This window comes from Allosphingosinicella sp. (assembly GCF_046295735.1).
In the GTDB taxonomy this organism is placed as follows: Bacteria; Pseudomonadota; Alphaproteobacteria; order Sphingomonadales; family Sphingomonadaceae; genus Allosphingosinicella.
Window position 1 is genome coordinate 1 of record NZ_JBKBMQ010000026.1, and the last position, 13,718, is coordinate 13,718.

General features: G+C 69.4%; 9 protein-coding genes and 2 pseudogenes. 6 read left to right on the plus strand and 5 right to left on the minus strand.

Annotation, left to right across the window (positions count from 1 at the left end; all coding sequences use genetic code 11):
• Window positions 1–97: 97 nt before the first annotated feature.
• Window positions 98–249 (minus strand): annotated as a pseudogene (locus tag ACK4K7_RS16095) (transposase); the annotation flags it as partial.
• A gap of 41 nt (window positions 250–290) precedes the next feature.
• Between ACK4K7_RS16095 and ACK4K7_RS16100 the strand changes: the two are divergent.
• Window positions 291–629 (plus strand): ribonuclease E inhibitor RraB, encoded by a 339-nt coding sequence (locus tag ACK4K7_RS16100; RefSeq protein WP_431867528.1) that lies wholly within the window; start codon window positions 291–293, stop codon window positions 627–629.
• 129 nt (window positions 630–758) lie between these two features.
• Here the strand turns inward: ACK4K7_RS16100 and ACK4K7_RS16105 are convergent, their stop codons facing one another.
• Window positions 759–1,214, minus strand: coding sequence for a MarR family winged helix-turn-helix transcriptional regulator (locus ACK4K7_RS16105; RefSeq protein ID WP_431867530.1), 456 nt, complete (start codon window positions 1,212–1,214; stop codon window positions 759–761).
• Between the two features lie 107 nt (window positions 1,215–1,321).
• On the opposite strand from ACK4K7_RS16105, the gene ACK4K7_RS16110 reads away from it, so the two are divergent.
• Together ACK4K7_RS16110 and ACK4K7_RS16115 are read left to right on the plus strand one after the other, a co-directional pair.
• Complete coding sequence (locus tag ACK4K7_RS16110) at window positions 1,322–1,972, plus strand: DUF998 domain-containing protein (RefSeq protein ID WP_431867531.1); 651 nt, start codon at window positions 1,322–1,324, stop codon at window positions 1,970–1,972.
• A gap of 80 nt (window positions 1,973–2,052) precedes the next feature.
• The gene (locus ACK4K7_RS16115) at window positions 2,053–3,315 is read left to right on the plus strand and encodes a hypothetical protein (protein WP_431867533.1); all 1,263 of its coding nucleotides are present in this window, start codon (window positions 2,053–2,055) and stop codon (window positions 3,313–3,315) included.
• 216 nt (window positions 3,316–3,531) lie between these two features.
• On the opposite strand, the gene sppA is transcribed toward ACK4K7_RS16115, so the two are convergent.
• The gene (gene sppA / locus ACK4K7_RS16120) at window positions 3,532–5,394 is read right to left on the minus strand and encodes a signal peptide peptidase SppA (RefSeq protein ID WP_431867535.1); all 1,863 of its coding nucleotides are present in this window, start codon (window positions 5,392–5,394) and stop codon (window positions 3,532–3,534) included.
• A 256-nt stretch (window positions 5,395–5,650) separates the two neighbouring features.
• Between sppA and groES the strand changes: the two genes are divergently transcribed.
• Window positions 5,651–5,965 (plus strand): co-chaperone GroES, encoded by a 315-nt coding sequence (groES, locus tag ACK4K7_RS16125; RefSeq protein WP_431867536.1) that lies wholly within the window; start codon window positions 5,651–5,653, stop codon window positions 5,963–5,965.
• A gap of 115 nt (window positions 5,966–6,080) precedes the next feature.
• The gene (gene groL, locus ACK4K7_RS16130) at window positions 6,081–7,724 is read left to right on the plus strand and encodes a chaperonin GroEL (RefSeq protein ID WP_431867538.1); all 1,644 of its coding nucleotides are present in this window, start codon (window positions 6,081–6,083) and stop codon (window positions 7,722–7,724) included.
• A 147-nt stretch (window positions 7,725–7,871) separates the two neighbouring features.
• Here groL and ACK4K7_RS16135 read toward each other — a convergent pair whose 3' ends face one another.
• On the minus strand, window positions 7,872–8,972 hold the full coding sequence (locus ACK4K7_RS16135; RefSeq protein WP_431867539.1) for a helix-turn-helix transcriptional regulator: 1,101 nt from the start codon (window positions 8,970–8,972) through the stop codon (window positions 7,872–7,874).
• A gap of 109 nt (window positions 8,973–9,081) precedes the next feature.
• A complete protein-coding gene (locus tag ACK4K7_RS16140) occupies window positions 9,082–11,466 on the minus strand; it encodes a TonB-dependent receptor (protein ID WP_431867540.1) in 2,385 nt (794 codons plus the stop codon).
• A 434-nt stretch (window positions 11,467–11,900) separates the two neighbouring features.
• On the opposite strand from ACK4K7_RS16140, the pseudogene ACK4K7_RS16145 reads away from it, so the two are divergent.
• A pseudogene (locus ACK4K7_RS16145) lies at window positions 11,901–13,718 on the plus strand (hypothetical protein); the annotation flags it as partial.

Sequence of the window (13,718 nt, forward strand, 5' to 3'; positions counted from 1 at the left end):
CGGATGATCGCCGGCAACGTCTTGCCTGCACTTCGCTGACGTTCCTTCCGTCCGACCTTCATCAGCCGAGGCTTCGAAATCCCGTCTTCCATGCCCAGGCTGTAGACTCATAAGTTCGGAGCCACACACCTGCCTTTCGCCATCGCACAAAGCGGTTGCAGCAGGTGGTGCGTGGACCATGCGCTCCGGCGGGTCGCGCCACGGCGCCCCAGAGCGCAGCACCCAGAAGATGCCGTTCAGATCACGACGCGCTTCGGAATCCTGCTTCACCGATGTAGCCTCTGGCCGGCTTGCTGCATGAGGTGCCGATGTCGTTGTTTGAGGAGAACGCCACAATACTGCGGAACATGGAAGCCGAAGGGAGCGACCTCGGCCCATCCCGCTTCATCGACTTCTTTCACGTCTTCCCCGACCGTGCTTCCGCCGACGCGTTCGCCCGAGAAGCAGAACAGGAAGGTTTCTCCACCAGGGTCGAGAAGGTCGAGCGTGAAGAAGACCCGTGGGACGTCACGGCCACCAAAGACATGACACCCACCTGCGAAAACATCACGGGCATCGAGGAACGCCTGAATGCCCTGGCGCAATCGCACCTCGGGCGAGCGGATGGCTGGGGGTTCTTCCGCGTCTGATCAAGCCCGGTTCATGGGTTCACAGCCTAGAGCAGAACGTCCGGCACCGGCCACTGTTCGCCGTTGCAAATGTCGCGGATCGCGACCGGCTCTGAGCGAAAAATCGGGGTGGGCCGGTATTCCCGCTTCTCACCCGCCCCGCCGTGCCTCTTCGATCAGTTGTTCGAGGAGGGGGAGGGCGCCTCGCAGGCGGGCCGCTTTCTCCGCCGGCAGCGCGGCGAGCGCCTGGGCGAGGGGGCGGGCGCGGCGGGTCTGGCCTTCGGCGAACCAGCGGCGGCCCTTGTCGCTCGCGCGCAGGCGCACGGCGCGGCCGTCGGTGGGGCTTGGGGCGCGCTCGAGCAGGCCCAGCGCGTCGAGCTGGGCGAGGGTGCGGGCGACGGTGGGGCGCTTCACTTCCTCCCAGCGCGCGAGCTCGGACGGAGTGACGCCCTCGGCATGGACGATCACCGCCAGCGCCGAAGCCTGGGCGCCGGTCAGCCGCGGCGCCGGATCGGCGGCGCGCAGCCAGCGGACCAGCCGCGCGGCGGCGCCGGCGAGGCGCACCGCATCCTCCTGATGATCGGGGGCGGAGCGTGGCGTGTCCATGGTGCCTCCCAAAGCTTGCGCCGCCGGCTTTCCCGCACCGCGGCCGCAAGGCAAGCCGTCTTGGCCAAGAAGTTAGCGCATGCTAATCAAATCTGGAGGAGATTGCCATGACCCGTTCGCCGCCGCCCGCGCAGGACCGTCTCTCGCGCACCGCGTGGCTGGCCGGGCCGGCGGCGGCCCTGTTGTTCTTCGCGAGCCTGATCCTGTTCGCGGCGCTGCGCGAGGACGGCTACACCCACGGCACCAAGGCGGTGAGCGAATTGGGCGCGGTGGGGGCGCCGATGGCGGGGGCGTTCAACCTCGCCGGCCTGATCCTGCCGGGCGCGGCGATCATGCTGTTCGGCTATGGCCTGCTCGCCTTGTCGCGGCGGCGGGCGGGGGCGGTGCTGATGATCGGATCGGGGGCGATGCTGGCGCTGTCCGGGCTGTTCGCGGTCGACATGGAGGATCTGGGCGCGGCGACGTCGGCGCTCCATGCGCTGGGCGCGATGGGGGCGGGGTTGCTGTGGGCGGCGGGGCTGTTCGCGATCCGCCCAGTGCTTGCCGAGCGGCCGGGGCTCGAAAGCTGGGCGCGGGCGACACCCTGGTTCCTTTTGTTCATGATCGTCCATCTCGGCTGGCAGGTGGCGTTCCAGGCGACTGGGGCGCTGCTGCCGGGATGGGGGCAAAGGATCGGCTTTTTCGGCTATTTCCTGTGGTTCGCGGCGACCGGCCTGCTGCTGCTGCGCGAAGAGGGGCGCGGGGCGGGGCGCGCTTGACGCCTCGCGCCGTCCGGCTACGTCTGTAGCGCAAGGACGGGCGGGCGGCGCGGGGCCGGCGCCGGGCGACGGAGGACAAGATGCTCCGCTTTCTGGCGATGCTGCTGATCGGATGCGCGCTCTGGGCCGGGGCGGGCGCCGCGGCGCGGGCGGGGGAGGCGATCGTCGCGCGGGCGACCTTGCCGCTGTCGTTCGAGGGCGGCGCGCTCGGCGGGCCGGGGGCGGAGGCGCTGGTCGCGGCGGCGGCGGACGCACAGTTCGTGATCCTCATCGAATCGCACAACGACGCCGCGACGCCGGCGATCACGGCCGACCTGTTCCGCCGGCTCCACGCGGCGCACGGCTTCGACCATCTGGCGCTCGAGCAGGACCCGTTCGGCATGGAGGCGGCGTCGGCGCCGGACCGGCGCGGCCGGCTGGACGCGATTGCCGCTTATGCGCGGGCCTATCCCTACAGCTTCACCTTCGCCACCGACGAGGAATTGGCGCTGATCGCCGCCGCCGGGCGGATCTCGACGGCGCGGAGCCAGCCGGCCTGGGGCGTGGACCAGGCGTTCGGCGCGGCCGCGGCGCTGGAGGAGCTGCTGGGGCTGGCCGGGACGGCGGAGGCGCGGTGCCTCGCCGCCGGCCTGCTCGCCGACGCGCGGGCGGACGAGGGGCGGCGCGGCGCGGACGGGCGGCGCGACCAGGCGGCGCATCATTTCCTGTCGCGGGCGGAAGGGTTGGAGGCGCGGCTGGCGGCGCTGCGCGCGGCGATGGCGCCGGCGGAGGGGAGCCGGGCGGCCGAGCTCCTGGAGGCGCTGCAGGTCTCGGCCGACATCTATTCCTATTATCGCCGGGCGGACGAGCCGGGGGCGGACGGGGCGCCGCTCGGCCTGCTCAACAATTGGGTGCGCGAGGACTGGATGAAGCGGCGGTTCCTGCACCATTACCGGGCGGCGGAGCGCGCCGGCGGGCGGCCGCCGAAGGTGCTGGTGAAGGCGGGCTACTGGCATGCGGTGCGCGGGCGGGGGCCGGGCAACGTCTTCACGCTCGGCAATTTCCTCCACGAATTCGCGATCGCGAACGGCCGGACGGCGCTGTCGGTGCAGGTGCTGCCGCTGCGCGAATGGTGGCCGGACCATGGCGCGGTCGATCCAGAATATCGGGTGCTGCTGGCCCCGGACGCGATGGACCGGCCGAGCCTGGTCGACCTCCGCCCGATTCGGGCGCATGTCCATCGGGGGCACAGGTTCGGCCTCGACGACGCGGCGCTGCGGAACTTTCGCGACCTGGTGTTCGGGGTGGATTTCGCCTTGTTCGTGCCCTCCGAGCCGGGGGGGTATTCGCTGACGACGCGGTGAGCCTTGCGTCATCCCGGCGAAGGCCGGGATCTGTCGACGTTCGGGTCTTTCCGGAGGGGGATCCCGGCTTTCGCCGGGATGACGGGTTGGGGGTGTTCCGCCACCTGGGCCTTGCTTCGTCGTCCCGGCGAAGGCCGGGATCTGTCGACCTTGGGGTCTTTCCGGAGGGGGATCCCGGCTTTCGCCGGGATGACGGGGGGTGGGGACGGGTTGCGCCTAGCCCAGCCAGGCGAGGAGGCGCTGGAGGCGGGTGGGGGAGGCGGCGGCGGCGCGGGGCTGGACGGGGCATTCGAGGCAGCGGGCCTGGAGGACCGGGCCGCGCAGGATCGCCTCGGCGTCGGTCAGCGCCTGCGCCACCAGCGCCTCGGGCCGGCCGAAGGCGCGGCTGAACACGTCCGGGCTCGGCGGCGCTTCGGAGCCGGAGGCGGCGCGGCGCAGGATGCGGGCGAGGACGGTCGGCTCCGGCTCCAGATAGACGACGCGCGCGCGCTCCGGATCGATTTCGGCGCGGCGAGCGGCTTCGGCGACCGCGTCCTGGAGCGATCCGAACTGGTCGACGAGGCCGATCTGGCGGGCGGTGCCGCCGGCCCAGACCCGCCCCTGCGCGATCTCGTCCACCCGCTGCGGCGGCAGGCGGCGCGCCTCGGCGACGAGGTTCAGGAAGCGGCGGTAGGTGGAATCGACGCCGGCCTGGATCAGCCGGTCCGCCTCCGGCGAGGGGCCGCGCAGCAGATCGGGCTCGCCCGACAGCGGCGTCGTCTTGACGCCGTCGGCGCCGATGCCGAGCCGCTCCAGCGTGCCCTCGAAGCTCGGCAGGATGCCGAACACGCCGATCGAGCCGGTGATGGTGGACGGCTCGGCCATGATATGGTCGCCGGCGGTCGCGATCCAGTAGCCGCCGCTCGCCGCCACCGATCCGAACGAGACCACCACCGGCAGCCCCTTCGCCTTGGCGGCGAGCACGGCGCGGCGGATGCGTTCCGAAGCGGTGACCGATCCGCCGGGGGAATCGACCCGGACGACCAGAGCGGAGAGGCTGTGATCCTTGAGGCCGCGCTCGATATTCTCGACCACCGTCTCGGCGCCGGCGGTGCCGAGCGCCGCGCTGCCGTCGACGATGTCGCCGGCGACGGTCACCACGCCGATCTGGCCGCCGCGGTGTCCGGCCGGGTTCCAGGCGGTCCAGGCGTCGAGCGAGACGGCGCGGAAGCTGCCGGGGATTGCGGGCGTGTCGGTGCCGGCGAGTTCGGCGACGCGGGTGCCGAATTCCTCGCGGCTGCCGATCCGGTCGACGAGGCGCGCGGCGAGCGCCGCCTGGGCGAGGTCGCCGTTCGCCGCCTCGATCCGGCCGGCCGTGTCGGCGACATAGGGCAGGAGGTCCGCCTGCGGCCGGGCGCGGCGCACCTTTTCGAGCCAGGCCTCCCACAGGCTGTCGGCCAGCGCCTGGTTCGCCTCGCGCGCCTCGGGCGACATGTCGCTGCGGGTGAAGGGCTCGACCGCCGCCTTGTAGGTGCCGACCCGGTAGACGTTGGCGGTGACCCCGATCCGCTCGAGCAGGCCGGCATAATAAAGGCCGCTGCCGCCGCGCCCGGTCAGCACCACCCCGCCGAGCGGATCGAGCCACACCTCGCTGGCGTGGGAGGCGAGCATATAGCCGGCGTCCGAGTAGCCCGTGGCGAAGGCGATGACCGGCTTGTCGGCCGCCTTCACCCGCGCGATCGCGTCGGCGACGTTGGCGAGCGCGGCCTGGCCGCCGCCGGTGAAGACGTCGAGATCGAGCGCCACCGCCTGGATTCGGCTGTCGGCGGCGGCGGTGTCGAGCGCGTGGACGACGTCGCGCAGCCGGAACTCGCGGGTGACCGAGCCGCCGCCCATCAAGGCGAGCGGGCTTTCCTCGACCGGCTGCTCGACGATCGTGCCGCCGAGATCGAGATGGAGCGCGCCGCGCGTCGCGCTTCCCGAATAGGGGCTGGCCGACAGGCCGGCATAGAGCGCGCCGAAGAAGAGCAGCATGAAGATGAGGACGAGCGCGTCCTTGACGCCGACCAGCAGCTTCCAAACCTTGCCGAGGACTCGCATCTTCGCTCCCGTTCCTTCCATGGCGCGGCGGGCGATCGGCGCCCGCCGTGCATCCTTACCGCGCGGCCCGGCCTCCGCCGCCCTCGCTTCGCCGCGCGGCTGCGCGAATTCCGCTCCGCCAGCCTTGACGCGCGATGAACATCGCCTAAATCGCGGCCATTGGCACTCGCGAGGGGCGAGTGCTAACAAGCTTCAACCGGCGCGGCCTACTCCGGCAGATAGGGGGACTGCCGCGCATAACAAGAAAGGTGAGCGCATGAACTTTCGTCCGTTGCACGATCGGGTCCTGGTTCGCCGCGTGGAGGCCGAGGAAAAAACGGCCGGCGGCATCATCATCCCGGACACCGCCAAGGAGAAGCCGCAGGAAGGCGAAGTGATCGCCGTCGGCGCCGGCACCCGCGACGAGAGCGGCAAGCTGGTCGAGCTCGACGTCAAGGCGGGCGACCGCATCCTGTTCGGCAAATGGTCGGGCACCGAGGTGCGCCTCAACGGCGAGGATCTCCTGATCATGAAGGAGAGCGACATCCTTGGCATCGTCGAGGGCGGCGAAGCGGCCCGCAAGGCGGCCTGACACCGTCGCCCCGGCGCAGGCCGGGGCCCCAGGGGGTGAAAGGCCCCGTGCTCTTCACCCAACGAGATCCCGGCCTTCGCCGGGATGACGAGACCTCAAGAAAGGGATACGAAAAATGGCAGCGAAAGACGTTCGCTTTTCCCGTGACGCCCGCGAGCGGATTCTCCGCGGCGTCGACACCCTCGCCGACGCGGTGAAGGTGACCCTCGGCCCCAAGGGCCGTAACGTCGTCATCGACAAGAGCTTCGGCGCCCCGCGCATCACCAAGGACGGCGTCACCGTCGCCAAGGAAATCGAACTCAAGGACAAGTTCGAGAATATGGGCGCGCAGATGCTGCGCGAGGTGGCGTCCAAGACCAACGACCTCGCCGGCGACGGCACCACCACCGCCACCGTGCTCGCCCAGGCGATCGTCCGCGAGGGCATGAAGTCGGTCGCGGCCGGCATGAACCCGATGGACCTGAAGCGCGGCATCGACATCGCCGTCACCAAGGTGGTCGAGAATCTGAAGAGCCGTTCGAAGGACGTCTCCAACTCGAACGAGATCGCCCAGGTCGGCATCATCTCCGCCAACGGCGACACCGTCGTCGGCGAGAAGATCGCCGAGGCGATGGACAAGGTCGGCAAGGAAGGCGTGATCACCGTCGAGGAAGCCAAGGGCCTCGAATTCGAGCTCGACGTGGTCGAAGGCATGCAGTTCGACCGCGGCTACCTGTCGCCCTATTTCATCACCAACCCGGAGAAGATGCAGGTCGAGCTTAGCGACCCCTACATCCTCATCCACGAGAAGAAGCTCTCCAACCTTCAGGCGATGCTTCCGATCCTCGAGGCGGTGGTGCAGTCGGGCCGTCCGCTGCTGATCATCGCCGAGGACATCGAGGGCGAGGCTCTGGCCACGCTCGTCGTCAACAAGCTGCGCGGCGGCCTCAAGGTCGCGGCCGTCAAGGCGCCGGGCTTCGGCGACCGCCGCAAGGCGATGCTCGAGGACATCGCGATCCTGACCAAGGGCGAGATGATCAGCGAGGATCTCGGCATCAAGCTCGAGAACGTGACGCTGAACATGCTCGGCCAGGCCAAGCGCGTGACGATCGACAAGGAGAACACCACGATCGTCGATGGCGCCGGCGACGAGGGCGCGATCAAGGGCCGGGTCGAAGCGATCCGCGCGCAGATCGAGACCACCACCAGCGACTATGACCGCGAGAAGCTCCAGGAGCGTCTCGCCAAGCTCGCCGGCGGCGTGGCCGTGATCAAGGTCGGCGGTTCGTCCGAGATCGAGGTGAAGGAGCGCAAGGACCGCGTCGACGACGCGCTTCACGCCACCCGCGCCGCGGTCGAGGAAGGCATCGTTCCGGGCGGTGGCACCGCTCTGCTCTACGCCACCCGCGCGCTCGAGGGCCTGACCGGCCAGAATGACGACCAGACCCGCGGCATCGACATCGTCCGCCGCGCGATCCTGGCGCCGGTCCGTCAGATCGCCGAAAATGCCGGCTTCGACGGCGCGGTGGTCTCGGGCAAGCTGCTCGACTCCACCGACGAGACGCTCGGCTTCAACGCCCAGACCGAGACCTACGAGAATCTGGTCCAGGCCGGCGTGATCGATCCGACCAAGGTCGTGCGCACCGCGCTGCAGGACGCCGCGTCCGTCGCGGGCCTCCTCATCACCACCGAAGCGGCGGTGTCGGAGCTCCCCGAGGACAAGCCGGCGGGCGGCATGCCCGGCGGCGGCATGGGCGGCATGGGCGGCATGGACTTCTAAGTCCGGCCGAACGTCCGAGGAAAGAAGGGCCGGGGGCGAAAGCCTCCGGCCCTTTCGTTTTGGGGAGTCGTGGCGTGGCGCGCCCTCGCGCTCCGGATCGGCGCAGCAGGGCCGGGGCGAGCCGCCGGAGGAGCGGCTTCTACGGGTTCACGCCTGCCGCATCGCGGAGAGGCGGGGGAGGCGGGCGACCAGGGCGACGATCTCCGACTGGCGGCCGCAGCCGAGCTTCGCCGAAACCGATTTCACCTGCGAGCGGATCGTGCCGATCGAGGTCCGCCGGGCGAGCGCCATTTCGGCGATGCTGGCGCCATTGGCGAGCGCGACCGCGATTTCCGCTTCCGCGCTGCTGAGTTTGAACAGCGCCCGCAGCCGGGCGGCGATGCTGGGATCGGCGGCGTCGGGATCGGCGGTGACGATCACGATCTGGCGGCGGCCGCCGGCTTCGCTGGTGAGGACGGAGACTTCATAATGATCGCCGTCGCCGCGACCGACGCGCAACGCGGTGGAGAAGAGCGGTTCGGCCGCCGCCTGCTCGATCGCCCGGTTGAGCGGCTCCCGCTCTCTCGGCGTGCGGGCGACCAGCCGGCCGCCGCGCAGCAGCAGGCCGTCGCCCCGTTCCAGGATGATCTCGGCCGCCCGGTTGTGGTGGAGGAGCGTGCCCCTGGCGTCGAGCGTGAAGATGCCGTAGCCGATCGCGTCGGACGTGCCTTCCAGCTGTTCCTGCGCGCGCCGGCTCGCCGACAGCTTGTGGCGGACCTTCATCAACCGGCGGAAATGATCGAGTTCGCCGTTCAGGAAGGCGACCTCCTCGGCCGCGAAGGCGGGCTGGCCCCGGCCGCGGTGAAAGCCCAGTTCCGCGACCATGTCGTCCTGCGCGACTACCGCGCCGAGGCAGTGAAAGGTGTCGTCGCCCATCGGGCGGATCCATTCATTGTAGATCCGGCTGCGCTCATAGGCCCGGCCGGGCACGAGCGTGTCGAGCGCCCAGGCGCGGTTGCGCGCGGCGGGCGCGCGCACCGCCTTCGACCAGATATCCTCGTCGGCGAAATGGGTGCTGAACCGCGCCATCTGCTCGGCGCTGAAATAGCCGGAATAGGAGACTTCCTCCCGGCCCTCGCGCAGGTGCCGCCAATGCACCACGCCGGAGCGGGCGTTGAGCGCCTCGGCGACCTGGCCGGCCAGCGCGCCGAAGGCATCGTCGTCGCCTGCCGCTTCGAAAATGATGCCGGCGCAGGAAAATGGCAGCATGCCGTCGGCCCCTGTTCTGCGGCGCGATCTTCCATGGGGAGGCGATTGGAAGCAATGACTTTTTTCGGGTCCGCGCGATCTTTCCGTCCCTCGTCTGGACGGGCGGGGGTCAGAAGCGGAGCGACGCGGTGAGGCCGACGGTGCGCGGCGCGAGGGCGGACTGCCGCTGCGGCGTGCCGCTCGCCGGCACGAGATCGGCGTTGCTGAAGGTGATCGTGCGCGCGTCCAGCAGGTTGCGGACGAACAGGGCGGCCTCCCAGCGCTCCGCCTCCAGGCCGAGGCGAAGACCGACCTGCAGCAGCGGATCGCCGCGATAGACGAAGGGATTGTGCCCGATCGCGGGCGCCGCGGGCGTGCGGCGGTAGCCGCTCGCATATTGGAGATCGCCGCGCAGATAGGCGCCAAGCCCGGCCGCGAGGGGCAGCCGGTAGTCGGCGGCGGCGACCGCGGTCCAGCGCGGCACGTAGGGCACCCGGTCGCCACGCGCGACGATCAGCCCTTCGGCTCCGCCGGCGGTCAGCGTCTCCTGGAAGCGCGCGTCGACGAAGCCGAGCCCCGCCGTGACGCGCAGCCCGGGGAAGGGCCGGGCCGCCGCCTCCAGCTCGAAACCGCGGTTGCGGGCGCGGCCGAGATTGTCGACGAAGGAGAAGCCGCAGCCGGGAAGGAAGATCGACTGCTGGATGCCGGTCCAGTCGATCTGGAACAGCGCGCCGCCGATCGAGAGGCCGGCCTCCGGACGGGTGATGCGGCCGCCGAGCTCGTGGCTCCACAGCGCGTCCGAACCGTAGGAAAGCGGCGCCGAGGCGCGCCCGGCCGCGGCGAGATCGGCTCCGCAGACCGCTTGCGGCACCGGCGTGTTCGCGCCGCCCGGCCGGAAGCCGCGGCTGGAGCTGGCGTAGAGCAGCAGGTCGTCGGCGGGGCGGAAGCTGAGGGCGATGCGCGGCGAGAAAGCGGTTTCCGTCCGGCTCTCCGCCATGGCCGCCGTTCCGCCGCCGCCGGCGTAGATGCCTTCGGAAAGGACGTCGAGCGACAGGCCGGAGCGGGTGAGGCGGGCGCCGGCGCTGAGCTCCAGCCGGGGGGCGATCCGCCAGGCGACCTCGCCGAACCCCGCCGCCTGCGTCTCCCGCACGGCTTCGCGCCCGCGATAGGCGAGGTCGCCGGGAAGGAGCGGGCCGAACAGATCCTCCAGCGACGCGCCGAACAGGCCCGCGACCAGCTGGCCGAGCCCCGGTTCGGCCACGTCCTGTTCCAGCCGCAGCCGGCTGCGCTGATAGAAGAAGCCGGCCGTCCACCCCAAAGCGGACGCCTCGCCGCCGGCGAACTTCAGTTCGTAGGTGAGGCTGCGCTGGCGGGTGCGGGTGCGGTTGCGCGTGCCGCCCGGCGGCCGCGCGCCATCCGCGTCCGGACCGAGCACGAGCTCGGCGAAGATGGTGGAATAATCGCTCAGCTGCCGATGGTCGCGGTCGAACCAGGCGAGGACGCTGGTCGCCGTCACCCCGGCGAGCTCGGCTCGAACGGTAAGGCTGGGCAGCAGGAAGGCGTCCGATCCGGGCTGCGCGACCGGGAAGGACTGGAGGTACGGGCCGCGGCTGCTTTCGAACAGCGGCAGATCGTCGACTTCGGTGCGCTGGTAGCGGATGGCCGGCTCGATCGTCAGTCCGTCGGCGGCGCGAAACAGGAGCGCGGCTTTGGCCGCGACCGTGCGTGTTTCGTCAATGTCCCTGTTTCGAACCTGGCCGCCGCCGGGATCGACCTTGTCCACGAAGCCGCCCCGCACCCGGCCGTAGAGCCCGCCGCGCAGCGCCGCCGACCCGCCGAGCGGCAGGCCGACCAGGACCTCGGCCGTATGGCTCGGCGCGCCGCCCGCCGTCAGCGCGGCTTCGCCGGACAGGCGCGCGGAGGCCTCTGCGGCAGGGTCGGGCGGGTTCGAGAGGATGCGGATGGTGCCGCCCATCGATCCGGCACCGAACAGGGTCGCCTGGGGGCCGCGCAGCACCTCGATCCGGGCCACGTCGAACAGATGCGGGTTGGCGTCGCCGCTGAAGCCGAGCGGCCGCGCCTGAAAGGGCACGTCGTCGAGATAGAGGCCGGTGGTCGGCGCACCGACCGGCGAGAAGACGCCCCGGATCGAAAGCTGCGGCGCCGCGAGCACGCCCGATTGCGAGAGGCCCAGGTTCGGAACCCTGCGCGCGGCCTCCTCGAGATCGGCGACGCCGGACCGGCGCAGCTCCCGGTCGTCGAGCACGGCGACGCTGATCGGAACCTCGCTCGCCGGCTCCGCCCGCCGCCGCGCCGTGACGATCAGATGGGCATCGCCCGCGATCGGGGCGGCCGCGCCTTGCGCTCGCGCGTGCGCCAGCGGGACGATCGCCGCCGCGCTGGTCGTCAGTAACAGAAGCGCGGCCGCGCCGCGGGCGAAGACCGGTCGCCGTCCGGCACGCCGTGTCAGGCGGAACGCCTTTCGGCGGACGCGATGCGGGTGGTCACTCGGCAGCCTCGGTTCGGGAGGGAAGGCCGCTCAGTGATAGCAGATTTGCCGAAGCGGAACAGAGGCTTGTTGCCGGACGCGTCAAAGCCGTTCGGGGTCGTGACCCGAAGGTGCGGTGTGGGTCAACGTCGGCGAGAGGCTGCCCCGGTCCGGCACCCACTTGCCGCTACGCTTCCGGACCAAAGGGAGCCCGCAGCGGCGGCAGATGCTGATCGTCCGCCCGCCGACATGCCGTGCCTCGCGCTTCGACCGCCTGTGGAGCCCCAGCACGCACAAAATGCCCATGTCCGCCACCCGTAACCGATTGAAAGACGATGGTTACCCGGCATCGCGAAGCCACCGCATCTCCCAAATGAGAGATGTCGCGCCATTTCATTGACTCTGGTCGCGATTTTGAGCCAAACGCCGGAGAGTAGGTAGTTTTCCGAGGGGGGAACCAAGTGGCAGACGAAACGACCGCCGTGCGGCACAATGGCGCGCTCGGCAGTGCAAATCCAGCGGACGTCGTCCTGAGTCCCGATGGCTCCCGCATCTACGTGGCCGGCCGGGACGGTGCGGTGCGCGTCTACCATGCCGTCTCCGGGGAACTCCTGGCCACCTGGCCGGTGGGGACCCGCCTTGCCGGAATGGATGTGTCGCCGGACGGCACTTTCCTCATCGCGCTCGAACATGATCCGGTCAGCAAGAAGGAAGGCGCCGGCTGGCCGGACGATGAGCATACCGTTCACGCCTATAGGATCGACGTAGCGACGGGCGCTTTCACGACGCTCCCGATGATCGTACGCGGATCGGATCGCGCCTTTTTCGATGTTGCCATCCTGGAAGACGGGACGGCACTCTTGAGCCAAAAAATCACGAACGGCTGGTCGGGTTGGACGACGCTCAAGCTGCTCGATCTGTCTAGCGGACAATATACGACCCTGAACGTCTCGGTGAGACACGACACGATATTGTCAAGGTCTTCAGATGGCAGTCGGGTCTTGGTGGCGGGATCGGGGATTTTTGTCGCTCAGGAATTTCACTATAAAGAAGGGTTCAATTTCGACCATGGCGTACAAGCCATCAGTGCGGATGGTGCGCTGGTTGCGCAACATCTTCAAGGCACCGGCGTGCATGTATATGACGGCTCGTTCGGTTTCCTGACCAATCTGGGGCACCGTTATCAGGATTGGCAGGGCGGACATGTCTCGGGGCTCGCGTTCGATGAAACAGGGTCCTTCTTGTTCGTTCTGGACAATCGGCTCGATCGCATCTTCCAGTTGTCCACCTCGACCTGGGACATCGTAGGGTCGATCGCGGTCGGGAGCGATGTTACCGGATCTTCCGGCCAGTTCGGCAATCGGCTGCTCGTCGATCCCGAGCAGCGCTACTTCACGGTCGCCACCGGAAGCGGTCTTGTGCGGGTGGACAACCCGTTCGTTTCGTCGATGATCCAGGGGACCGGCGGGGACGACGTGCTTCACGGAACCGATTTTGCCGACGTGCTGGACGGCGGGTCGGGGGCTGACCGGATGGAAGGCGGCAGGGGCAACGACATCTACATCGTCGATGATGCGGGAGACCTGGTCGTCGAGCATCCGGACGAAGGAATCGACGAGGTCCGGACCAGTCTCGCTTCCTACGTGTTGCCGGCCAATGTCGAGAACCTCGTGGGCACGTCGACGGCGGGCCAGACCCTGCGCGGCAACGCCCTGAACAATGTCGTGATCGGCGGACCGGGCAACGATCTGTTCATGCTGCAGGACGGCGGCCATGACACGGTGTTCGGAGGAGCTGGCGACGACGGCTTCTATTTCGGTGGCGCAATGACGGGCGCGGACCGCATCGACGGCGGCCCCGGCTTCGATCAGATCGGGCTCCAAGGGGACTATTCGGCCGGCCTGATGATGGCAGGCAGTACCATGGTGAACATCGAGATGCTGGTTCTGCTGTCGGGCTCCGACACCCGCTTCGGCGATACGGGCGGCAATCTCTACAGCTACAACATCAAGATGCATGACTGGAACGTTCCTGCAGGACAGCGGCTGACCGTCAGCTTCAACACGCTGCTGGCGGGCGAGAATGTGACGTTCGACGGCTCCAGCGAGATGAACGGCCACTTCCTCACCTATGGCGGCTTGGGCGATGACGTCATCATCGGCGGGCATCAGGACGACGGCTTCTATTTCGGCCATGCCCGCTTCGGCGCGAACGACAAGGTGGACGGCCAGTGGGGGTTCGATCAACTCGGGCTCCAGGGCAATTATTCCGGGGTCAAT

Bases quoted from the DNA above. Each gene is read 5' to 3' on its own strand.
- groL (WP_431867538.1), top strand. From the start codon at position 6,081: ATGGCAGCGAAAGACGTTCGCTTTTCCCGTGACGCCCGCGAGCGGATT.
- ACK4K7_RS16135 (WP_431867539.1), bottom strand. From the start codon at position 8,972: ATGCTGCCATTTTCCTGCGCCGGCATCATTTTCGAAGCGGCAGGCGAC.
- ACK4K7_RS16110 (WP_431867531.1), top strand. From the start codon at position 1,322: ATGACCCGTTCGCCGCCGCCCGCGCAGGACCGTCTCTCGCGCACCGCG.
- ACK4K7_RS16115 (WP_431867533.1), top strand. From the start codon at position 2,053: ATGCTCCGCTTTCTGGCGATGCTGCTGATCGGATGCGCGCTCTGGGCC.
- ACK4K7_RS16105 (WP_431867530.1), bottom strand. From the start codon at position 1,214: ATGGACACGCCACGCTCCGCCCCCGATCATCAGGAGGATGCGGTGCGC.
- groES (WP_431867536.1), top strand. From the start codon at position 5,651: ATGAACTTTCGTCCGTTGCACGATCGGGTCCTGGTTCGCCGCGTGGAG.
- sppA (WP_431867535.1), bottom strand. From the start codon at position 5,394: ATGCGAGTCCTCGGCAAGGTTTGGAAGCTGCTGGTCGGCGTCAAGGAC.